The organism is Bartonella sp. MR30HLJHH (genome assembly GCF_042194195.1).
Classification (GTDB): Bacteria; Pseudomonadota; Alphaproteobacteria; order Rhizobiales; family Rhizobiaceae; genus Bartonella; species Bartonella grahamii.
The window spans coordinates 1-21,660 of record NZ_JBHIMO010000005.1; the positions used below are offsets into that span (position 1 = coordinate 1).

Genomic DNA, 21,660 nt, shown 5'->3' on the forward strand with positions numbered 1-21,660 from the left:
CAACCTCTAGTGTTGCAAGGGTTTCGTGGGCAAATCAATGGACCATGGAAAGCTTCCACTGTCACCCACTGCTATGAAAAACAAAGCGGATACACCACAGAAATTACACTCGAAGCGCCAGACAAGGGAAAAAAACAAGAGAAAAGGAAAACTCTGAGTGACAAAAAATCAAAGGGACAACTTGACCCTTTGATCGGTGTTGAAGAGTATTGAGACCAAAATCAAAAGTTCGCACTTTGGTGTGGAGGTAAGGAATAGGTGCAACTTGCACCAATTGCTAAAAGGAGAAATAGGATCAAGTTGACCGAATTGCTTAAACGCTTTTTCTCTTTTTGATAGTATGCTTAGGATACAGAAAAATTATCAGTCAATTTGATTGATCATCTCAAATTGTGATTTTGAGCAGAAAAGAAAAGAGGCTTTAAACGATCTTTGAAAGGTCTTTGAAGATCCTTTGAGAACCACTTTAAAACTCTTTGAGAAAAAATAAATTGGTACAAAACCTAGTGGCAAAATATACAAAACCTGCTGGCAAGCTACAGCTACACTACACCCGCTGACAAGCTACAAAGCTACAACAACAAAAAAGTAATGGTAGCGGAGGAGGGATTTGAACCCCCGACACAAGGATTATGATTCCTCTGCTCTAACCTACTGAGCTACTCCGCCAAAATAAGCAATCATAACTGTAAAGAATTACATCTTTTGCGGATATAAGGGGTAGAATAGTAAGATGTCAAGCATCGTTTTTAAGCTTTTCTCTTGTCATTCTATTTTATCCTCGATATGTAAAAGTGTAATTTTATATGATAAAGTGGGGTAAGGCATGAAAATGGTGCCACGTGTAGCGGTTTTAGGATGCGGTCATTGGGGTGAAAATCATATACGGACACTCCATTCTCTCGGGGCTTTGGCAGCAGTCTCTGATATTGATAATGATCGTGCTGCTAGTTTTGCAACGATGTATGGTGTAGAGCTTGTTACACCAGATGGTCTTTTTACGCATCGAGATATTGATGCGCTGGTATTAGCACTGCCGCCACAATTGCATACGCAAAATGTGCTCCGTGCTGTTAAAAATGGTAAAGATGTTTTGGTGGAAAAACCAATAGCCTTGAATGTTTCTGATGCTAAACGCCAAGTTCAGGAGGCTGAGGCTTATGAGCGAGTTTTTATGGTGGGCCATATTTTACGTTTTCATCCGGCTTTTGAAAAAATGTGTGAATTGGTGAAAAACGGAGAAGTGGGAGATGTGCGATATATTTATTCTCATAGATTAGGCTTTGGAAAATTTCACACACACAGCGATGCTCTATGGGATCTTGCGCCTCATGATCTCTCAATGATTTTGGCATTGACAGGGTGTGAACCTTCCGAAATTCGCGGTGAGGGGGCTGCTGTCGTGGATCAGATTTCTGATTTTTCTCATATTCACATGACTTTTCCAAATGGTGTGCGTAGTCATCTTTTTACTTCACGCTTGAGTTCTTATCGTGAGAGACGTTTAACTGTTGTTGGAACAAAAGCTATGCTCGTTTTTGATGATATGGAACCGTGGAGCCGTAAATTGGCAATGCACTATTTTGCCGTTTGGAAAGAAAATCAAGAGTGGGCTTTTAGCATGGATGAGCTGAATTATATTGATGTTTGTGAAGATTTGCCGCTTACTTGCGAATTACGGCACTTTCTTCATTGTATTGAAACGCGTCAATCACCTCGTACAAATGGTGATGATGCTATTGCGGTTTTACGGATTTTAACAGCTGCTGGTGTCAATTATGATAGATAAAAGAGATAGGTAGCGCTTTTGCATTCTTGTGATGATCAATGGAGTTAATATGCAATTCATCGACCTTGGGGCGCAGCGTGCGCGTATTGAAGATAAAATTAATTCTGCAATTGCACATGTGGTCGCTAGTGGTAAGTATATTTTGGGACCAGAAGTAACAGAATTTGAAGAGAAATTGGCAGAATATCTTGGCGTTAAACATGTGATTGCATGTGCTAATGGAACAGATGCTTTGAAGATGCCTCTTATGGCTAAAAATATTGGTCCAGGGGATGCTGTGTTTTGTCCTAGTTTTACATTTTCAGCAACGGCTGAAGTGGTTGCTTTGGTGGGGGCTAAGCCTGTTTTTGTTGATGTTTTACCTGATACATTCAATATTGATGTTGAAAAACTTTCTCACGCTATCGAAATGGTAAAAAAAGAGGGATGTCTAAAGCCAAAGGCTATTATTGCTGTTGATTTATTTGGGCTTTCTGCTGACTATGTGCAAATTGCTCAAGTGGCAGCAAATGAAAATCTTTTTGTAATTGAAGATGCTGCTCAATCTATGGGTGGAAGAAGCGGTAGTACTATGTGCGGTGCTTTTGGTGATGTGGCTGCTACAAGTTTTTATCCTGCAAAACCATTAGGATGTTATGGCGATGGAGGCGCTATGATGACCAATGATGATCATTGTGCAGAACTTTTACGCTCTATTTTGTTTCATGGTAAAGGTGAAACGCAATATGACAATGTACGTATTGGCATGAATTCGCGCTTAGATAGCATTCAGGCTGCAATTTTACTAGAAAAGTTTGCGATCTTTGAAGATGAAATGGAAAAGCGTGTAGAAATTGCTCGACGCTATTCCAGTGGCTTAAGAGATATTGTTACAGTTCCAGAAATAGGAGAAAATATTCGTTCTGCTTATGCACAATATACGATTAAGGTAAAAGAACGTGATAAATTAAAAAATTTTTTACAAAAAAATTCTATCCCTACAATGATTTATTATAAAACTCCTTTACATCAACAACCTGCTTATAAACACTTTCCTTATGTAAAAGATTCCCTTTCTGTTTCAGAGTCTTTAGGAGAGTGTGTTTTAAGTTTACCAATGCATCCTTACTTGACACAAACGGATCAGGATATGATTATCCAAAAAATAAGAGATTTTTATCACTCTTGAGAGCGTGTTTTATCCTTAAAATTATCGTAAGAGCTCTATTGGTGCCCCATCTTAGAAGGTATTTTTTGTTAGAGCGTGTGACCAATGTTTTTGGTATTATTTGCTTTCTAGGATCTATGAAATGTTGTCCTTTAGGACGGTGATATGATTAGCAAGTGAATTTGCTAAACAAGAAGATGCTTTTTAACAGAACGGTATGGGTTAAGAAACTTTGTCCTTTAGCTTAGCAAGAAAGTCACGTTTAATAAAAAGGATTTGGGTTATGAAAGTTACAATGAACCTTTGTTGGTTTTACTCTTCATCCAAGGTGTTTTAAAAGATAACTTATTTAACAGGGCTTTTGGAGAGACAAGCGATTTTTTTGCGAATACGTGATGCTAGGTCATTTTTGTTTTTTGATTTTTGAATCAATGTATTGATGGGTGATGTATTCCCCTCTTGTAGCGCTATTTGAGCTGCCAATGTTGCTGCAAGTTCTTTTGTTTCTTCACGGAGTTCTTCCAGCAATTGGTGGTTAGCAGTCGTGTCAAGCTCATGAGTTTGGATTTTTTGTAAACGTTGCTGATAGTGTGCGATTTTTTCACGCATCATTTTTCTTTCCTTTGAAAGTGTGTATTGTGGCGATATTTTGTTTGATTGCTATCGCTTCTTTGGTGAGAGTATTTTGTGTGGAGAGGCATAGCCGATAAAATTGTTCTGTTACTTGGCTCAGTTGTATTTTTTGTTGGGCGTATTTTTTTTGCAAAAATTCGTACTTTTGTTGGTTGTTTGCTAATTCTACAGCATGTTGTGCACGAAGAAAATCGTGATTTGCTTCTATTTCCGCGAGTGATAATGGCATTTGCGCATAAACATCTTTATACGCAAAATGAACGGCTTTACGCCAAATAAAAGGAGACAAAAGTACTAGTATCCAAGAAGTGAAAGCAACTCCAAGAATAAAAAAAAGAAACGATTGAATAAGCATAATACCCCTTTTCAAATAAGAATACGTTTAAAACGGATTCCATGTCGGTCTAGGTGTTAATTTTAAATATCCTATATTGATACCAAGGCGTGCACCGATTCCTGTACGTATTGGGATTAACAAGGTATTATGGTATTTGAGGACATGAAAACCAACACCTGCAATTAAATAGGCCGAACCTGAAATACCACCATAGCGTTTCCATAAATTATTTATGCTATTAAGGTTGTAGACTAAGATCATTAAACGGGAGCCTTGGCCGCCAAAATCCCATCCTACTGAGGGACCTTGCCAAAAAACTTTATGTTGACCATAGCTTTTGGTAAAAACCCTTCCTTCGCCATAGGTTAATCCAGCAAAAAAGGCACCAGAAGCTTCTTCTCCTAAAATATAGGCATTGGGATAACCGTATTGTGAAAAAATATTTTGAATTGCAACAGCCAGACCACTGGCTGTCTTTCCAAAAAAAAGATGACCAGAATCAATAATTTCTTGGAGTGAATAATGGGGTTCGTTTTGCTCTATTGGTTGTAGTTGAGCATGTGCAGTGTTTATGGTGATGAATAAAAGGAAGATTAAAGATATAATATTTTTGTACCAGTATTTGAGCAGAGAGAGAGCCATGGAGTTTTCTCCTTTTATTAGTGATAAACAAAAAGATAATATTAGAATTTTCATTCTATTCAAATAAAAAATAAGATATAAGGTTATTTAAATTCTTGAATTTATTTCTGAAATTTTTTTAGCATGATTGTTAATGTTTCCTATTATGCATCAGATATTAAGAGTTTTTCTTTAAAATAAAGTTTGTTTTTTGAATCTAGGAGTTTTCAATCATTATGACGTTAGATATTTCTTTGAAGCCTATGGATCTTGCTGCTTTGCTTTGTAGTCGTATTTGCCATGATTTGATTTCACCTGTGGGGGCTATTCAAAATGCAATGGAGCTTTATGATGAAGGAGGAGCTGAAGAAGATGCTTTACAATTGGTGCGTTTATCCGTTGCGAGTGCTGCTGCACGTCTACAATTTGCGCGATTGGCTTTTGGTTTTGCTGGTGCAAGTGGAGGACAAATAGATACACGGGCTGCAGAGCAGGTTGCTCAACAATATATGAAAGAAGAAAAAGCAACTTTAAAATGGCAAGCTTCTTCTTTATTGTTACCAAAAGATGAAGTTAAACTTTTGCTTAATTTATTATTGATTGCAAACGCAACAGTTTCTCGTGGTGGTGAAATTGTTGTTATGATTTTGCAAGAAGAAAATAAACGTTCTTTTCGATTTGAGGTTTTTGGTAAAACTCTCCGTATACCCCCTCATTTCCTTGCGTTATTTCGTGGAGAAGTTCAAAAAGAGTTTATTGATGCACATGTCATCCAATTTTATTACACAATGTTACTTTCTCAGATGACAGAGATGAAAATAAATATTGATGAAAATGATCATTGTATTGTTTTAGAAAGTGTAAAAAAGCTTTGAATAAGAGAGAAGCGCTTAAGCCTTGTTGGGAAAAGTGGCTTCGATTGAACTTATGAGCAATAGGGTTATATGTGTAAATTTGGTATGGTTACTTCTTAAGCTTTAAGCGCTTTCTATGTGAGATTCTTGGTGTGCGAGTTTTCTACTTTTAACAGAGAACAGATCTCGGGAAAAAATCTCGGCCCGCTACACTCCGAGATTTTACAATGTGCATGTTCACTGCTTAAGCGGTTTTTCGTACGTTCTCTTCAACAGGATCACGTAATACATAACCACGTCCCCAAACTGTATCAATGTAATTTACACTAGAAGAGACTGCTTCTAATTTTTTTCGCAATTTACAGATAAAAACATCGATAATCTTTAGTTCTGGTTCATCCATTCCACCATAGAGATGATTGAGAAACATTTCCTTAGTAAGGGTGGTACCTTTACGTAAAGAGAGAAGCTCTAGCATTTGATACTCTTTTCCGGTTAAATGAACGGGGCGCCCTGCAACTTCGACGGTTTTTGCATCAAGGTTAACAGTGAGATCACCGGTAACAATAACCGATTGTGCATGCCCTTTCGAACGACGAACAACTGCATGGATACGTGCAATGAGCTCATCCTTATGAAAAGGCTTCGTCATATAGTCGTCAGCTCCAAAGCCAAAACCACGGACCTTGTCTTCAATGGCATTCATACCAGAAAGGATTAGGACAGGAGTTTTTATTTTTGCCAACCTTAGAGTCCGCAAGACATCATATCCTGACATGTCGGGCAGATTCAGATCAAGCAAAATGATATCATAATCATAGAGTTTTCCTAAATCGATACCTTCTTCACCCAGATCAGTGATATAAACATTAAAGTTAGCTGACTTTAACATTAACTCAATGCTTTGAGTAACTGCTCTATCATCTTCAATTAATAATACGCGCATTTTAGATCCCTCACTTCGCTCCTTCACGAATCATAAGGAGCATTTCTATTTTATAATCAGTTAGCAAAGCCACTGTTATAAAAACAATTCATGAAATCAAACACTTATAACAAAGTGTTTATGTATATTTCAGTAGTACGCGTAACAATCACTACTAAATTCCCCACTATCCATGATAGTGGTTAACAAAATATTTTTATTTTTGAAAGAGGCTATAAAATTATTTTAGAAAAATCGCATATTTTTTAACATAATAAAAAAGAACGGCTTTTTCTATAAACTTTAACTTAAAAAAATTTGTAAAAGAGCATTATAAATTACTTTTTTACAATTTCAGTGTTTATTTACTGAGCTTTAAACCTCTTCATTTTATAATGGGGGGAAAAGTAAAGAAATAGTTATTGCTCTTTAAAGCAGATTGTATTTTCAGATGCTTTAATGAAAGGTGAAAGTTATTATAATTTCAAGTTAATAGACTGCTTTTGTCGGATAGACATATAACTAAAAAGATATTTATTGGGTGTGAATGCGAGTTTTGAGTTGGCGCAATCAAGGAGTAGTGAGTATGAAGCCGCGAGAAAATATGGTGCGATTGAGGATGTTTCAAGTGCGTGGAAAACGCCGTGAAATTGCACAGCTTGAGATGATGATCGCAGAATTTGAACGAATGGTGTTAGAGCTGGAAGCACAGATTACTCATGAAGAACGTAAATCTGGAAACAATGATGTTCACCATTTCGCTTATTCTGCTTTTGCGCGTGCAGCGCGGCAAAGACGTGATAATCTGATCAATTCAATTCGTGATTTACAGCTTCAAAAAACAAACGCTGAAATTGCTCTCCATGAAGCTAATACAGAGCTGCAACGTGCACAGCTTTTGGAAGCACGAGAAAAGAAGATTGCTGCGGGTGATGAGGATATTTTGATTCAATCTAATTCAATGGTTGGCTAATTTAATGGTTGGATGATAAAAGCAATTATTGAAAAATCCATTCTTTCAGATTTATCTTTTGGGTATAGTATAAAACAGCCAAATTTTTATCAAATTTGGCTGTTTTATAAGTTTTTTTATGTTATCGAATCGTAATTAATGGCAACTTAATGCCTGTAGTTTTGAATCTTGGTCGTTCGTAATCCCGCTAAGCCGTGTTCATCGATCAAACTTTGCCATGAAAGAAATTCTTCTACAGTCAAAGTATAACGTTGGCACGCTTCGTCAAGACTTAACAATCCACCTCTGACAGCCGCAACAACTTCAGCTTTGCGACGAATCACCCAGCGTCGTGTTGTTTGCGGCGGTAGGTCGGCAATTGTAAGCGGACTTCCATCTGGCCCAATAACATATTTCATTTGTGTTTTTATCAAATTGGTCATTCGTATCCTCTACCTTTAGTCAAGGACTTGATTCGTTTATAGAGCATGAAATTTAAAAAAGAGCTAAACACGCTGAAAGAAAAAATTAATAAAGTGATTGAGCACGTAAAAAGAAGTTTAAGTGAAGTGTGTAGAAGAGCTTCTTGTAATATTTTTCAGATTTTAAAAAGAGCAAAAAAGGTTTTCTCCCAAACGATTGCTATTATGCCTTATTTCTATCATTCTTTTTTTGTTTGCAGCAGCTTTTAAGAAAGTAATGCCTATGGTTGTGGAAAAGATAAAAAAACAATATAAAGACAATCAATCGTGTAAAAGTGCTGAAGAGCGTACATCAAAATGTTAACATATGGGTAGCTATTAAACAGAGCATTAAATAGAGAATGAATACATGTTTTTAAACAGTCTTGATTTACCAGGACAGCCTGAGGATTCTCGCATTGTTGTTGCAATGTCAGGGGGGGTTGATTCATCGGTTGTTGCAGGTCTTTTGAAAAAGGAAGGGTATAATGTTATTGGCATTACGTTGCAGCTTTATGATCATGGGGCAGCAACGCATCGGGTAGGGGCATGTTGTGCAGGACAAGATATTGAGGATGCACGCCGCGTTGCAGAAACATTAGGAATACCGCATTATGTTCTTGATTATGAAAAGCGTTTTCGCGAAGCTGTTATTGACCCTTTTGCAGAAAGCTATGCTCATGGAGAGACACCAGTACCATGTATTGCATGTAATCAAACGGTTAAGTTTGCTGATTTATTAGCAACGGCACGCGAATTGGGGGCAGATGCTTTGGCTACGGGACATTATATTCGTTCGCGTTCCCACGGAGCGCATCGAGCACTCTTTCGTCCTCTCGATAATGATCGTGATCAGAGTTATTTTCTCTTTGCAACGACACAAGAACAGATTGATTATTTGCGTTTTCCACTTGGTGACCTTCCAAAAACCCGTGTTCGTGAAATGGCAGCAGAAATGGGCTTTGTGGTTGCTAATAAGCATGATAGTCAGGATATTTGTTTTGTTCCACAAGGAAAATATTCAGATGTTATCGCAAAACTGCGTCCAGAAGCAGCTAATCCTGGCGTTATTGTCCATATTGATGGAAAGATTTTAGGTAAACATTCGGGAATTGTTAATTATACAGTTGGTCAACGTCGTGGTATTGGGGTGTCAACGGGTGAGGCGCTTTATGTGGTTTATCTCGATGTGGAAAATGCACGTGTTATTGTTGGGCCACGTGAAATGTTAGAAACGTATAAGCTTTTTTTACGTGATGTGAATTGGCTTGGTGATGAGTCGTTAGATAGTTTCCCTTCTCAAGGTATTGAGGTAGCTGTAAAGGTGCGTTCAACGCGTCCTCCTCACCTTGCGCGCTTACATTATAAAGAAGGTATTTTTTCCGTTGATTTATTGGAATGTGAAAATGGTGTGGCACCAGGGCAAGCTTGTGTTCTTTATGATGGAAATGGTCATGAGGCGCGTATTCTTGGGGGAGGATTTGTAACACATTCAGAACGTGCGGCCGATACTGAAATGATGTTGAAGCGCGTTTTATGCAATCTCGAAACAAAAGATTCTGTTTCCTCTGAACTAAAACAATAGCTTCGTAAAATATAGTCAATTGATTTATAATGATAATTTTTAACCTTAAACTTGAATGAGAGACTTCCGGAAGATTTTCTCATTGAAATTTTTTTAATGATTGGATCCATCAAAATTATGTCTTTTGCACGTTATGAGCGGGGTTAGGGGGTGGGAAGCATTGATAAGAAAAATATAAAATGTTTTTTAATCAATGCTTTCAAATGCTAGGGAACAGCAACATTATTGGGACTGATGGATAACATACAACATCGGATATGTTTTACAACTTAAAGTGTTATCATCTTTAGTGTTCAAAGTTGGTAAAATGGGCAAGTGCAATACCTGAGGCTGTGGCAACATTAAGGCTGTCAAAACCGTTAGTCATGGGAATACGTAAGGTTTTTGATTGTTGTAGTATATGGGGCGGTAAGCCATCGCCTTCTGTTCCAAAAATAAGTGCCATTCTTTTAGTTTTGCTGGCTTGCTTGAGAGTGTGTGAAGCAGAAGGGGAGAGTGCATAAAGATGAAAGTTTTTATCCTTTAGAGCAGCTATAATGTCATTTATATCAGCGTTTTGCGTATAGGGTACTTTTAAAGCAGCGCCGGCAGAAACTCTTATTGATTTACGATAAAGTGGATCGCATGAGGTTTTGTCGACAATAATGCCATTACTGGCAAAGGCTGCTGCATTACGAAAAATTGATCCCACATTATCGTGATTCGAGATACCACATAAAACAAGAATCAAAGCTTTTTCTGGAAGATGTTGTAGAAAACTTTGTAAGGATGGCAGTGTTTTGCGTTTACCAATACCCAAGACACCACGATGAACATGGAAGCCGGTGATATTATCCATGACTTTTTGTGGAACACAATAAATGGGACATAGAGGCTGTGTTTTTTCTAAAAGCGGTAGAAGTCCAGAGAGACGGTTTGCTACGATGAGCAGTGAGATGGCAGAAAACTCTTTCGAGTGCAGTAATGCGGACAAGGTTACTTTGCCTTCAGCAATAAATTGATGTTGCCGTCCAACAAGATCTTTTTCACGGATATTATGATAGGCTTTTAGGCGTGGATCATCTGTTTCATTGATTGTTATGATATTCAAATGCATGCGAGATTTTTAGTGCTTTTTTCTTATGATTTCCAGATGTTAGAATTTATTTTATTAAAAAAAAAGAGATAAAAAAACATTATTTTAAAACTTATGGTAGAATTTGTATTGACAACACACAACCATAGGTATAGTATGAAAACACTGGTACGGAATCATATATTTTTTCTCGTATCGGGTGCAGTATCTTGGGTCCCCGCTATTTCCCAAGTTCTGTATGCCCTTAATTTCTAAGGGAAAAGAATCTGGGTCCCCAATGCCCAGATTCTTTTTTTGAGGGTATCACTGTTCTTCTTTTTTATATCTCAATTTTTTAGTAAGTCATATTTTAAAATCCAGTTGACCTGTAGGGTTACATTAGGGTGCTAAGATATTTTTTAAGGTGCAAAGATGGCTTATAGATGGGTTATAATGCACATCATAAGACTGAAAAATAACGCATGATCATGATACATTTGAGCAAAAACAAGTTTTTTGTTTATGAGATGTGAAATGGCTTTAAGTTATTCAAAAAACGATTAATAATGAAGATGATGTGTTTGATTGCTCTTGGGAAAGCTCTTTGTTTATTATTTTCCTTTCTTCTTCCTTTATTGGTGCTGTTCGTGTAACTGAGCAGTTTTTACGATAATAATGGTGAGCTGGGGCGTTTATTGTATGATGAAGCTTCTGTAATATTGAGGAAATATTGTCGATATGCCAAAAGTATAATTATATGGTTGAAAATATTAATTCCCTATTTCGTGAAGAAAAGGATGAGGCTCATGGATGTAAAAATCAATATACAAAGCTTAACTTTATACTCTATTTTTATTGCGTGTATTGTTTTTGCTTTGAAATATTGGGCATATCACATCACAGGTTCGGTTGCACTTTATTCTGATGCATTGGAATCAATAGTTAATATCCTTGCGTCATCGGCAGCATGGTGGGCTGTTAAAGTGAGTATGAAGCCAGCGGATCAGGATCATCCCTTTGGGCATCATAAAGCGGAATATTTTTCCGCAATTCTTGAAGGGATACTCATTATTATTGCGGCAATTGTTATTTTAAGAGAGGCATGGATAGCTCTTTCTACCGTTCAATTATTGCAGAAGCCTGGAATATGGCTTGTTATTCATCTTATTGCAACTGTCATAAATTGTATGTGGGGAATGGTTCTTATTTGGCAGGGAAAATATCATCGCTCACCGGCTCTTAAAGCTGATGGAGTCCATTTTATAACAGATGTTTTTACTTCGCTTGCAATTTTAATTGGTCTGATTGCTGGTTTTGTAGGAGGATGGGGAGTTTTAGATCCAATTTTAGCGATAATCGTTGCCGTTAATATTCTCTTACAGGGCTGGAAGGTGATTAGAAATGCTATTCAGGGATTAATGGATGTCGGCGTTGAATTGAATGAAAGCATGCGGATTCGGGAGCTGATTTCTGCAAATGCATCTGGTGCGCTTGAGGTCCATGATTTACGGACGCGTGTTGCTGGGAGGGCTACTTTTATAGAGTTTCATTTGGTTGTGCCTGCTGTAATGCAGGTAGGAGAAGCACATAAGATTTGTGATAAAATCGAAGGTGTTCTTCAAAAAGAATTTGATAATGTGCGTATTTCTATTCATGTCGAGCCTGAAGATGAGGCAAAATTGCCTCCCGGTACAACAGTGATACCTTTTATATAAAAAGATTTTTTTCAAATTGCCTGTCATGTTATGGAGATTGTTTTTTTATGATGGGGCGATTCATACCTCTCGACAATACAATGAATCTCTTTCGTTGATTTAATTTTTGCATCAATCAATTATAAAAGGTTAAACAGAGTATTTAAGGCAAGATTTATTCTATTTCGTTAAAATACTGTCACTTAAGGTGGGGGGAGATAAGGCATATAAAATTTGATCTATTAAGTGTTTTTAGAGTGTGGAGTAAATATTCAAAATAGGGCTTGCCGGTGTATTCTTGTGTAAGTGAATCTCATGAAATGGTTAGCAGCTTAAATTCACTTAAGAGAACGGATTGTTTACAGACTGTTGGGAGTAGATGTTTCGTTTCTTAGGGCGAAGAGGAATGAAGCTTTTGTAATAAGTTTAATGAGATTTAATTATAAGTTTTATATAAAAGTTATGAATAAAATTTTAAAGTTTGTGATCATAGATTAATCATCATTATTGTTGCTAATAAATGTGTTGTTTTATCGATACAATGTGTTCTGTTTTAAGTGTTTCTTTATTGCATGAAGGATAGGGGGCTCATTAAAGAATAAAAAAACAAAAAATAATGCTCATAGCTCTATTTTTTAAAGGATATTATTGTCGTTGCTTTAGAAAATCGCAAAGCTGAATTAAAGAATGATGCTAAAGATAGCAATTGGTTTTTAATTGATGCCGTCATATTTTCATTCCAATCTGGCATCAAAAATTTTACAATGACGCGTACAGTACTGCTGCATCCTAATCATAAATATGCTGCTACATCAGGGTTATTTTAATGTATAGACAACAAGAAAAAGCACAGACTTTATGAGGAAAACAATGCTATAAAGTCAAAAATTTATACGCAATAAATTAGAGAGATAGATCGAATTTTTATAAAATACTTTATGAGACAACAACCAAACATATCTGGCTTTACTTTTGCTTATTTTTACAAACGTTCGTTTATGTCTTTTGCGTTATATTCGTAAAGATCAGATTAGCGGTAATCTATGGATAACTCTTGGTTGAGAATATGAAAGGAAAGCATGGTACTATAATAGAGTTTTGCCTGTCTTTATCGTGCAACCAGTAAAAGTGATTACAAATCCGTGATTTCGTCACAAGTTATTTTATCATACCTATAAACAAAGTTAGATGTTTACCTGAATAACTACAGTATATATTTTAAGAATAGAGAAGATATTTCATATCGCTATGATGTTATTAAAGAGCTCTTAAAACAATGATTCCTGGTGTTTTTGCAACATAATCCATAAAAGGAGAATCAACGACTTTTTCGTTTGCTTTTCGTGAAGAAGCATTTCTTAACATTGGACCTTTATCTGTCATGATAAAGAAGCCTACGTGTGTTACATCCAATCCAGCAAGTTTTGTATAAATACCAATAAAATCACCAGACTGTAAACGACCTATAACCTCCTCATTAATAAAGTTGCTTGGAATATATGTTATCGTGCGTTTCACAACTGGCAACCCAGGTAGATAGCTTTCACCATCAGCTTTTTTGTTGAGATATTTTTCTATTTTTACCGCATGGGGACTTATTTCAGCGGTAATATCAGTGGCGAGTTTATATTCTCTATAAGCCCAGTCTGTAAAAAAATGTTTGCGATTTAAAAAATGAACATTACCGTTAATATAACGCGTTTTTATGACGTTATTTATGAATTCTGGTTGGGATATTGATTTGCGCAATGCTTCAACATAATCCAGATAAGTGAAGCAATCTAAGCCTCTAAAATCAATAATCAGTTTTTCTGGTGTATTTTCTGAGCCATGTAACATATTTGCTTGGTAAGGTGTCCCTAAAAAAGCTTCAGAAAGAAAGCCAATTAGTGCCCCTTTTTCCTGATAATTTGTTTCTGAACGTTTTTTGAGAAGAGCATTTAATTTATTTAGAGTATAAGGATCTAAGTTTACGTTGGTTGTTTGTTGTGTTTTTATTTTATTTCCTAAAATACTCTCTTGTGAATCAGAATCCTGAACATCACATCCTGTTACCAATATTAAAATGAGAACTAATAGGGATATTTTTCGCATTCTATACACCATTTTTGCATTAACAATTCATGACTAACTGTTTCTAAAAGTGCTATTTTTAAAATGCGTATCATGATTATCATTAGATTTAACGGTAGCATATAATCATTAAGAGCATCAATGAATATAAAGATATAATCATGGTTTTTAAGATTACACAAATTGCAAGCAATATGAATAGTTTCTAAGATTATAGATTCAAAGAATATTTCTCTATAATATACTTATTTTTAAATAAAATGATTGTCAAATGAATATTTTTAAAAAATATGATGAGCTTTTTACGTTGTTAAGCTATTCGGGTGATGCTGCTTTAATCTTATAGCACATTCTGAGGGTAAGCAAAATTTTTAAGAGCTTATCATTATAAAAGATTTCAATTGCTAGAGGATATCTAACGTATCAAATGGAATTGAGATTCCTAAAAACGGTGGTATGAAAAGAGGAAATGATGTCTGATAAAATCCATCATAATGTCTCTAAAACTATTGGAAATACTCTGTGTTTCATGAAATTTTGTTCATGAGTTGGTCGCACAAATATTTTGTTCGTATAATGCAAAAAAAATATTTTTATGCTTTGACAATGATATACTAATTAAAATGTAATTTTATATTTTTATCTTGACTCTTACTTAAATTTTTACTTTGTTATTATTTTATATGTGACAAGTATATGGTATAGAATACTTTTAAAAGGAAAAGGGAGTAAAAAGATAGCGGGGGAGTAATTGTATGCGTAAAATAGTGTGTATGTTATGCAAGACCAAATGCTCAATCCGAATTTTGTTCAGCGTGGGCTCGTTTTAGTGTTCATCACTTTATTGTTAGATATTCTTGGCATTGCGATTATTTGTCCTATTTTGCCTGAATATTTTTCTCAATTAACTGGAAAAGATGTCAGTACATCTTTTGTAGAAAGAGGGAAATTACTTGCAGCTTATTCAGTGATGCAGTTTTTGTTTGCTCCTGTTATTGGCAATCTTTCTGATCGTTATGGTCGTCGTCCTATTTTGCTTCTCTCTATTATCTGCTTTGCTCTTGATAACCTCATATGTGCTATAGCATGGAGTTATTCTATGTTATTTATCGGGCGTCTTTTGTCAGGGATGAGTGGTGCTAGTTTTGCAACTTGTACAGCTTATCTTGCGGATATATCCGATGATAAAACCCGTACACGCAATTTTGGTCTGTTAGGCGTTGCATCCGCATTGGGGTTTATTTTAGGATCGTTTATTGGTGGTTTTTTAGGTCAGTTTGGTCCGCGTATTCCGTTTTATTTTGCTGCTGGTTTTTCACTCATTAATTTTATTTTTTCTTGGGTTATGCTTCCAGAAACTCTTTCTCTATGGAATAGGCGCTTTTTTGATATTAAGCGGGCAAATCCCTTAGGTGCTTTTTGGCACCTGAAACAATATCCGATGGTTCTTTGGGTGTTATTGGTCTTTTTTCTTTATTGGTTTGCGGAATCTGTATGGTTAAGCATTTGGGCTTTCATTGCAAAAGAACGCTATGATTGGAGTTCTTTTTCTATTGGGCTCTCCTATAGTGTTTTTGGGATAGGCCAATTTATTGTAGTCGCTCTCATTTTGCCTTATTTTTCTAAACGATGGAGTGATTGGCATATTGTTATAGTGGGGCTTTTGTTTGCCTCCGTTGCTATGCTGGGCTATACATTTGCGACGCAGGGGTGGATGGTTTATATGGTTTGTACGTGTACAATGCTTGAATATCTTGTTCATGCACCTATACGTGCTATTGCTTCAGCGCAGGTACCAACAAATGTACAAGGAGAACTGCAAGGAGCGATGACATCTGTTATTTCGTTAAGTTTAATATTTGGTTCTGTTTTTTATGTGTTTCTTTTTGAATGTTTTACAGATAAAAATGCACAGTTTTATTTTTCTGGTGCTCCTTTTGTTGGAGGCTTTTTTCTTCTTGTCGTTGCGACAGTTATTTTTGTCTTGCGGGTACGTTAATTTGTTGAGGAGAGCTGGTACGTACTATTTTGCTAGAGAATGCACAAGATAAACAAAAAGTTTTTTGTGATATTGTTTGTATAGTAGAGTCTGTATTTTTTCTGTTGCTTGCAAATTAATATTCAGTGCTAATGCAGCAGCATATTGAAAACAAAGATTAAAACGTATCTGCGTTAGATGTATTAGTACTGTGCGAACAATTCCAAATTTTATATGGCAAATTGGAAGTAAAATATTGCGTATATTTGTTTGCATCACTTCTAGAATCGAAAAAAACTCATTTTGGAAGAATATTAAAGTTGTAAAATTGAAAAGCCGTTTCCTGTGTTGCCATCACTTGTTTATTCGGCTTTACAGCTTTCAAAACCATTTACGGTAATATCTTGTAAAAAGTAGAGATTTGTTGCGTGGTCTCGCACTTTAGTTTTTTTATTCTTTAATAGGAATTATGCTTCTCATGCAAAATAGAATGCTTAAAATTGTATTGTGAATCCAATACTTATTTGAAGGAATAGCTTTCAATGTGTTTGCGCCAATTTCATGATAGTGCCAATAAAGAATATAAGGTAAAAGTCACTGTCAATGGTATAAGATCTGCCGTACACTACTCACTTTACGTATATAAAAGATGCAGCACCAATCATTCACTTTGCCAGTTTCCAATGTTCCGATAGCTCTGAGCTTTTGGTACGGTTAGGTACTTTACTCTTTTTAAAAATGGTTTTTATTGACACACTTATTTTGCTTAGGGGAAGCCAATGATTTTGATGAATACAATTCTAAGAGGAGAGTCATGAGAAAAATTCAAGCTATTCAGTGCTCTCATTTTAGTTGCAAAATGATAAATAATAACACTTATTCAATAAGTTGTAGGTATAAAAATAATATAGTTGTGTATGGGAAGATGATATAATTTAAAGGAGAGAAGCTAGAAGGTGAGATATTTTATTTTAAGATATTTTTTTATAATTCATAATGAGATCACAGAAATGCTGAAAGAGGTAGTGGCTATCTTGTGGTCCAGGAGAAGCTTCGGGGTGGTATTGAACAGAAAAAACTGGTTTTCCAATGATTCGAATACCACAGTTTGAACCATCAAAGAGAGAAATATGTGTTTCTTGAACATGTTGTGGTAAAGAGGCAGAATCTACGGCGAAACCGTGATTCATCGATACAATCTCAACTTTTCCAGTGTTGAGGTCTTTAACTGGGTGGTTGGCACCATGATGTCCTTGGTGCATTTTCATGGTTTTTGCACCAACCGTAAGAGCGAGAAGTTGGTGACCAAGACATATTCCAAAAATTGGTAAATTATGATCAATTAACGTTTTGATCGTTGGAACGGCATATTGAGCTGTAGCTGCGGGGTCCCCTGGTCCATTAGAAAGAAAAACGCCATCAGGGTTCATTGCTAGAATTTCTTTTGCAGTTGTGTGGGCAGGTACAACAGTAATGCGTGCTTTTTGTGTTGCCATAAGGCGAAGAATATTGCGTTTAATACCATAGTCAATTGCAATGATATGAAGATTGTGCACATTGTTTGTACCGTATCCTTTATTCCAACTCCATGGTTTTTCATCCCATTGCATTGATGATTGAGATGTCACGTCTTTCGTAAGGTCAAGATTGACGAGACCGTGCCATTTTTGCGCACGTTTCTTTAATGAAGGAATATCAAAAATTCCATTAGAATCATGTGCAATGACAGCATTTTGCGCACCTTTTTCACGAATAAGAATTGTGAGCGCACGTGTATCAATACCACAAAGTGCAATAATTTTACGCGTTTTAAGCCATTGATGAAGATTTTCATTGGCACGATAATTTGAGGGATGTGTAATGTCTGCCTTGAAAATAGCGCCAACAGCACCATGACAATTGAGAGGGGAGAGATCTTCAATATCTTCGCTATTTGCCCCTACATTTCCTATATGAGGAAAAGTAAAATTAACGATTTGTTGTGTGTATGACGGGTCTGTGAGGATTTCTTCATAGCCTGTGATGGCGGTGTTAAAACACACTTCAGCTTCAGCGATACCTGTAGCACCTGCTCCTTTGCCTTCAATAACGGTTCCATCTGCTAAGACTAAGAGGGCTGTAGGTTTTTTGATACTCCAAGGGTGGCTGGATGAAGTCGCTTGTATCATAGTATGTATCCACAATTTATTCTCTGAAAGGTATAATGATCAACTTTACACAAAAATCATACCTTTAACAGATGCTGTGTATATTATTCTGGTAATGTTTCGCTTGAAATAGGCAGTATAAGTACATTCCATGAAGAGGTAAAGTCTTGTTTTAGCTTTTCGAAGATCGAGTCCTTAATTATTTTTTATCCTCCATTGCAAGATGGATAAAGATTGGTTAAAAGACACTTTTTTCTTGAACAAAATTGGATAAATTTATGTTGCGTAACCAGATTGATGGGGCACTTAGGGCTGCTTTTAAAGCGCAAGATAGTGCGCGTCTTGCTACACTTCGTTTAATGAATGCTGCAGTTAGGGATCGTGATATTCTTTATTATGATCAAGGGAAGTTAGAAGTGGATGATCAGCAGATACAGTCTGTTTTCACTAAAATGCTTCAACAGCGTGAAGAATTGATGCGAGTCTATAAAGAGTCTGGTTGCCTAGAATTGGCAGAGAGAGGACAAGCAGAAATAGAAGTTATTCGTGAGTTTCTTCCTTATCAACTTAAGGAAATGGAAGTAGAACAGGTTCTCTGTGAAGCTTTAGCACAAACAAAAGCTGAAAAATTACGCGATATCGGTAAGGTGATGGCATGGCTTAAGGAACGGTATGCGGGGCAAATGAATTTTTCTAAAGTGTGCAATAGTCTTCGTAAAAAATTGCAATAGATCGCATTAATTCAAGGGGACTGGAAAATGTTTTTTATTGTGCTTCGCCTTTGTAAGTCAGTAGGATGTTGATAAATATTATTTATCTTGTACATACATAACTATTATCAAAAAAATTATAGAGTTTCTACTTTTTAAAAAAGATCTATTGTCTGCACTGTTAAAAATTTTAAAATAGGATGATTAGCTAATTGATACAGATTTCCAATTTTGGGGAATGTATTGTTGTTTTTTTGCTGTTTCAAAGCATTTTTTTGATAAAGAGTTGCCGTATTTTTAGAGTGGTGATTATTCGGCAAGAAATTTAAATGTAGATGATATTTATCAATATGGTGTGTATCTTCTTAATTCAAGCACTGGTTTTAATGATAAGAAAATCAGAACTTTAAAACGTTTTTTCTATAGAAGACATTTTTAAGCTGAGTTGATGAAATGAAAAGATATTTTTAAAATAAGTATTTGTTTGTAATGTGTTTTGAGCTGATTTTGAAATTCTTTTCTCTGATTAAATCCCTTATAAGCTATATAAAATCTATAAATTATGCAGAATAAAATGAGTAATCTCTATTTGTGGGGATACAGTGGTGAATCTGTTAAAAATAGTTCAGTTAGCAACAATGGTTTACCCGTTAACCGTAAACGGGAACGGCGTGCCCATAGCACACCTTGTTGACCAATATGAATGTAATCGCGGGTTAATTTGTCATAGTTAAATAAATAATGTCCTAGAGGTACAGTTCCCAAATGCATCAAGGCTTGATTGTGTAGGAGGGTTTCTTGTGGAATTACAGTGCGTCCAAAAAGCCAAGGTTTATTATCTCCCATCAATATGATTTCGCGTAGCCAATAACGCGCACTTTCGGGGAGATGCTCTGCTTCGTCTGTTAATTGATCTCGCGTAATAAAACATTCGCGTTGTGGTTGAACTTGGAGGCAGGTACAATATTTTTTTAATCGAAGCGTCATTGAACCCGATTCTATGAGCCAATCGCGAATATTTTCTGGTATTGGAGGATTTTGATCAGAGAGCCACTTTAGAGGTGGTAAGATGGAATCTTCAAGATCAGACATCATTTTACTCCACATTTAAAGTCTTATTCCATATGTTATGTTGGGCGAACTAAAATAAATAGCTCTATTATAATACAAGGAGTATAAAAGCAGCAAGATTTTAACAGGAAGATATCAAAGGTCTTTAGAAGAAGATATGCGGAAAATACCTATTATAGGATCATTTTCATTAAAAAAGCAAAATAAGGTATTATGTTTTATCCAAGATGCTTTCACACAATGCATTACGGAAATTTCTTTATCGCATGAGAGCAATGGGAAAAATGTTTTGTGCTTTAAAATTCGTTTGTAACGCATATAAAAAATCATCTATGTAAGATGATATAAAGAGGAAACTGTAAGAGAAATAAAACTTTATTTTATACTTTGGAAAGTGAAGAGATATTCAAACCTTTTGAATTGAGATGTAAAGAAGATCGTATTCTTTATAATCAAGAAGTTTATAGTAATACATATATATTTTAGAAGAATTTAAAATAGATTATATTATTGAAATTGTAATAAATTACTTCATATTACATAATATGTAGTTATTTTATAATAAAGTTATCTGAATATTATTCAGATGTATTTATAATATATTTATTTTAGATATTCTTTTATTTTACAGATTAGAAAAATTTTTTATCATTTTTTGCTTACTTTCTCTCTTTATTTCTTAAGAATGCAAAAGAGCTCTTCGATTTTTTCGGTAAAAAAGGTATTGTTGATGAAATGTATAGGCGCTAAGTGCTATGCGGTAGAATCTTTGATCATCGTTGGTGATTTTTGTAACCTTATGGATTGTTATTACAGTAAGATGAGCTAGATTTGCGCGCACTGTACAAAAATAGGTTCGTATTGCGTTAAAATAACGCAACATATCTCTCCTGATATGCGTAAGTTTATATAGGTATGAAATGGGTGCGTTATAAAGGTCTTTACTGCATTTTGTTTTAAAATATGGTGATGGTGTATGCCCAAAATCGCAGCTTAAGCACCTCACCATCATATCAAAACTGGTAACAACGAGTTACTGGGAAATATTTCAAATTTTTCTAGTTGTTTCCCAGTTTTTTATTGAATCCCAAAAGGTATAAAAAATAAATGCTCTAGGATCGAATTTTTTGTCCTATCCATATAAGAATACAGGCTCCTATAAAACCTGAAATAAGATAGCCAAGCCAACCAGCAAAACTTACACCTAAAAGACTAAAAAGAAAGCTTGCTAGCGCAGCGCCAATAATCCCTAAGATAATATTTAACAATATTCCTGTTTGGCTTTTCATAATATACTGTGCAGCCCAACCTGCAATCCCGCCGATAATAATAGCTGCAATCCAACCGATGTTTGCATCTTCCATGATACCCTCCTTTGCCTGAACTTAAATTGTAACTAGAGTAAACTTTATAAAAATCAAGATTTATCCCTTTTTTATCCAGTGGAAAGGATATTTCTGTTAGAAATTTTACTTATTATTTTCCTTTATATTAAAATAATATTCACATTTATATCATAATAATACTTAACAAGTATAAATATATAACACATTTTAATTTATAAATAAATTAATTATTTGAGAGATATGAATAAAAGAAGAAAATATTAGTGAAAATGTTTTAAGAAGT

18 protein-coding genes, 1 tRNA gene and 1 pseudogene are annotated in these 21,660 nt (G+C 35.5%); 9 read left to right on the forward strand and 11 right to left on the reverse strand.

Annotated features, from left to right (window positions below; genetic code table 11):
* Positions 1-213, forward strand: a pseudogene (locus ACFIKR_RS04260) (hypothetical protein); the annotation flags it as partial.
* A 379-nt stretch (positions 214-592) separates the two neighbouring features.
* Here the strand turns inward: ACFIKR_RS04260 and ACFIKR_RS04265 are convergent.
* A tRNA-Met gene (locus tag ACFIKR_RS04265) sits at positions 593-669 on the reverse strand.
* A gap of 163 nt (positions 670-832) precedes the next feature.
* Here ACFIKR_RS04265 and ACFIKR_RS04270 point away from each other — a divergent pair.
* Both ACFIKR_RS04270 and ACFIKR_RS04275 read left to right on the forward strand, forming a co-directional pair.
* Positions 833-1,789, forward strand: a complete 957-nt coding sequence (locus ACFIKR_RS04270) for a Gfo/Idh/MocA family protein (RefSeq protein ID WP_375659057.1) — start codon at positions 833-835, stop codon at positions 1,787-1,789.
* 49 nt (positions 1,790-1,838) lie between these two features.
* Complete coding sequence (locus tag ACFIKR_RS04275; protein WP_375658965.1) at positions 1,839-2,957, forward strand: DegT/DnrJ/EryC1/StrS family aminotransferase; 1,119 nt, start codon at positions 1,839-1,841, stop codon at positions 2,955-2,957.
* 324 nt (positions 2,958-3,281) lie between these two features.
* On the opposite strand, the gene ACFIKR_RS04280 is transcribed toward ACFIKR_RS04275, so the two are convergent.
* The 3 genes from ACFIKR_RS04280 to ACFIKR_RS04290 are packed head-to-tail and all read right to left on the reverse strand — an operon-like array spanning position 3,282 to position 4,548.
* On the reverse strand, positions 3,282-3,548 hold the full coding sequence (locus ACFIKR_RS04280; protein WP_375658966.1) for a hypothetical protein: 267 nt from the start codon (positions 3,546-3,548) through the stop codon (positions 3,282-3,284).
* On the reverse strand, positions 3,538-3,924 hold the full coding sequence (locus tag ACFIKR_RS04285; protein WP_375658967.1) for a hypothetical protein: 387 nt from the start codon (positions 3,922-3,924) through the stop codon (positions 3,538-3,540). The genes ACFIKR_RS04280 and ACFIKR_RS04285 overlap by 11 nt, the downstream gene beginning before the upstream one ends.
* A 27-nt stretch (positions 3,925-3,951) precedes the next feature.
* On the reverse strand, positions 3,952-4,548 hold the full coding sequence (locus ACFIKR_RS04290) for a DUF1134 domain-containing protein (RefSeq protein ID WP_375626194.1): 597 nt from the start codon (positions 4,546-4,548) through the stop codon (positions 3,952-3,954).
* A gap of 215 nt (positions 4,549-4,763) precedes the next feature.
* Between ACFIKR_RS04290 and chpT the strand changes: the two genes are divergently transcribed.
* Positions 4,764-5,402 (forward strand): histidine phosphotransferase ChpT, encoded by a 639-nt coding sequence (gene chpT, locus ACFIKR_RS04295; protein WP_375658968.1) that lies wholly within the window; start codon positions 4,764-4,766, stop codon positions 5,400-5,402.
* Between the two features lie 223 nt (positions 5,403-5,625).
* Here the strand turns inward: chpT and ctrA are convergent, their stop codons facing one another.
* Positions 5,626-6,327, reverse strand: coding sequence for a response regulator transcription factor CtrA (gene ctrA / locus ACFIKR_RS04300; RefSeq protein WP_015856677.1), 702 nt, complete (start codon positions 6,325-6,327; stop codon positions 5,626-5,628).
* 565 nt (positions 6,328-6,892) lie between these two features.
* On the opposite strand from ctrA, the gene ACFIKR_RS04305 reads away from it, so the two are divergent.
* Positions 6,893-7,279 (forward strand): flagellar export protein FliJ, encoded by a 387-nt coding sequence (locus ACFIKR_RS04305; RefSeq protein ID WP_375658969.1) that lies wholly within the window; start codon positions 6,893-6,895, stop codon positions 7,277-7,279.
* A 146-nt stretch (positions 7,280-7,425) separates the two neighbouring features.
* Here the strand turns inward: ACFIKR_RS04305 and ACFIKR_RS04310 are convergent, their stop codons facing one another.
* Positions 7,426-7,701, reverse strand: a complete 276-nt coding sequence (locus ACFIKR_RS04310; RefSeq protein WP_015856675.1) for a DUF1153 domain-containing protein — start codon at positions 7,699-7,701, stop codon at positions 7,426-7,428.
* A gap of 388 nt (positions 7,702-8,089) precedes the next feature.
* Here ACFIKR_RS04310 and mnmA point away from each other — a divergent pair, with 388 nt between their 5' ends.
* Positions 8,090-9,304, forward strand: coding sequence for a tRNA 2-thiouridine(34) synthase MnmA (gene mnmA / locus ACFIKR_RS04315; protein ID WP_375658970.1), 1,215 nt, complete (start codon positions 8,090-8,092; stop codon positions 9,302-9,304).
* A gap of 286 nt (positions 9,305-9,590) precedes the next feature.
* Here the strand turns inward: mnmA and ACFIKR_RS04320 are convergent, their stop codons facing one another.
* Positions 9,591-10,400 (reverse strand): TrmH family RNA methyltransferase, encoded by an 810-nt coding sequence (locus ACFIKR_RS04320; RefSeq protein WP_375658971.1) that lies wholly within the window; start codon positions 10,398-10,400, stop codon positions 9,591-9,593.
* Between the two features lie 764 nt (positions 10,401-11,164).
* Between ACFIKR_RS04320 and ACFIKR_RS04325 the strand changes: the two genes are divergently transcribed.
* Positions 11,165-12,073: a cation diffusion facilitator family transporter gene (locus tag ACFIKR_RS04325; protein ID WP_375658972.1), complete on the forward strand. Its 909-nt coding sequence runs from the start codon at positions 11,165-11,167 to the stop codon at positions 12,071-12,073.
* Between the two features lie 1,236 nt (positions 12,074-13,309).
* Here ACFIKR_RS04325 and ACFIKR_RS04330 read toward each other — a convergent pair.
* Complete coding sequence (locus ACFIKR_RS04330) at positions 13,310-14,146, reverse strand: DUF1460 domain-containing protein (RefSeq protein ID WP_375658973.1); 837 nt, start codon at positions 14,144-14,146, stop codon at positions 13,310-13,312.
* Between the two features lie 757 nt (positions 14,147-14,903).
* Here ACFIKR_RS04330 and ACFIKR_RS04335 point away from each other — a divergent pair.
* The gene (locus ACFIKR_RS04335; RefSeq protein ID WP_375658974.1) at positions 14,904-16,124 is read left to right on the forward strand and encodes an MFS transporter; all 1,221 of its coding nucleotides are present in this window, start codon (positions 14,904-14,906) and stop codon (positions 16,122-16,124) included.
* Positions 16,125-17,074: 950 nt separating this feature from the next.
* On the opposite strand, the gene carA is transcribed toward ACFIKR_RS04335, so the two are convergent.
* Entirely contained in the window at positions 17,075-18,271 is a 1,197-nt protein-coding gene (carA, locus tag ACFIKR_RS04340; protein WP_375658975.1) for a glutamine-hydrolyzing carbamoyl-phosphate synthase small subunit, read from the reverse strand.
* Between the two features lie 257 nt (positions 18,272-18,528).
* Between carA and ACFIKR_RS04345 the strand changes: the two genes are divergently transcribed.
* Positions 18,529-18,981, forward strand: a complete 453-nt coding sequence (locus ACFIKR_RS04345; RefSeq protein WP_375658976.1) for a GatB/YqeY domain-containing protein — start codon at positions 18,529-18,531, stop codon at positions 18,979-18,981.
* 564 nt (positions 18,982-19,545) lie between these two features.
* On the opposite strand, the gene ubiC is transcribed toward ACFIKR_RS04345, so the two are convergent.
* Both ubiC and ACFIKR_RS04355 read right to left on the reverse strand, forming a co-directional pair.
* Positions 19,546-20,055: a chorismate lyase gene (gene ubiC, locus ACFIKR_RS04350; RefSeq protein WP_375658977.1), complete on the reverse strand. Its 510-nt coding sequence runs from the start codon at positions 20,053-20,055 to the stop codon at positions 19,546-19,548.
* A 1,088-nt stretch (positions 20,056-21,143) separates the two neighbouring features.
* Entirely contained in the window at positions 21,144-21,395 is a 252-nt protein-coding gene (locus ACFIKR_RS04355; RefSeq protein ID WP_015856666.1) for a GlsB/YeaQ/YmgE family stress response membrane protein, read from the reverse strand.
* Positions 21,396-21,660 lie beyond the last annotated feature (265 nt).

What these genes read in the sequence shown, in the direction of transcription:
- ACFIKR_RS04330 (WP_375658973.1), bottom strand. Translation starts at nt 14,146, where the DNA reads ATGCGAAAAATATCCCTATTAGTTCTCATTTTAATATTGGTAACAGGA.
- ACFIKR_RS04305 (WP_375658969.1), top strand. Translation starts at nt 6,893, where the DNA reads ATGAAGCCGCGAGAAAATATGGTGCGATTGAGGATGTTTCAAGTGCGT.
- ACFIKR_RS04335 (WP_375658974.1), top strand. Translation starts at nt 14,904, where the DNA reads ATGCAAGACCAAATGCTCAATCCGAATTTTGTTCAGCGTGGGCTCGTT.
- carA (WP_375658975.1), bottom strand. Translation starts at nt 18,271, where the DNA reads ATGATACAAGCGACTTCATCCAGCCACCCTTGGAGTATCAAAAAACCT.
- ACFIKR_RS04285 (WP_375658967.1), bottom strand. Translation starts at nt 3,924, where the DNA reads ATGCTTATTCAATCGTTTCTTTTTTTTATTCTTGGAGTTGCTTTCACT.
- ACFIKR_RS04290 (WP_375626194.1), bottom strand. Translation starts at nt 4,548, where the DNA reads ATGGCTCTCTCTCTGCTCAAATACTGGTACAAAAATATTATATCTTTA.
- ACFIKR_RS04345 (WP_375658976.1), top strand. Translation starts at nt 18,529, where the DNA reads ATGTTGCGTAACCAGATTGATGGGGCACTTAGGGCTGCTTTTAAAGCG.
- ACFIKR_RS04355 (WP_015856666.1), bottom strand. Translation starts at nt 21,395, where the DNA reads ATGGAAGATGCAAACATCGGTTGGATTGCAGCTATTATTATCGGCGGG.
- ACFIKR_RS04270 (WP_375659057.1), top strand. Translation starts at nt 833, where the DNA reads ATGGTGCCACGTGTAGCGGTTTTAGGATGCGGTCATTGGGGTGAAAAT.
- mnmA (WP_375658970.1), top strand. Translation starts at nt 8,090, where the DNA reads ATGTTTTTAAACAGTCTTGATTTACCAGGACAGCCTGAGGATTCTCGC.
- ACFIKR_RS04280 (WP_375658966.1), bottom strand. Translation starts at nt 3,548, where the DNA reads ATGATGCGTGAAAAAATCGCACACTATCAGCAACGTTTACAAAAAATC.
- chpT (WP_375658968.1), top strand. Translation starts at nt 4,764, where the DNA reads ATGACGTTAGATATTTCTTTGAAGCCTATGGATCTTGCTGCTTTGCTT.
- ACFIKR_RS04310 (WP_015856675.1), bottom strand. Translation starts at nt 7,701, where the DNA reads ATGACCAATTTGATAAAAACACAAATGAAATATGTTATTGGGCCAGAT.
- ACFIKR_RS04320 (WP_375658971.1), bottom strand. Translation starts at nt 10,400, where the DNA reads ATGCATTTGAATATCATAACAATCAATGAAACAGATGATCCACGCCTA.
- ctrA (WP_015856677.1), bottom strand. Translation starts at nt 6,327, where the DNA reads ATGCGCGTATTATTAATTGAAGATGATAGAGCAGTTACTCAAAGCATT.
- ACFIKR_RS04275 (WP_375658965.1), top strand. Translation starts at nt 1,839, where the DNA reads ATGCAATTCATCGACCTTGGGGCGCAGCGTGCGCGTATTGAAGATAAA.
- ubiC (WP_375658977.1), bottom strand. Translation starts at nt 20,055, where the DNA reads ATGATGTCTGATCTTGAAGATTCCATCTTACCACCTCTAAAGTGGCTC.
- ACFIKR_RS04325 (WP_375658972.1), top strand. Translation starts at nt 11,165, where the DNA reads ATGGATGTAAAAATCAATATACAAAGCTTAACTTTATACTCTATTTTT.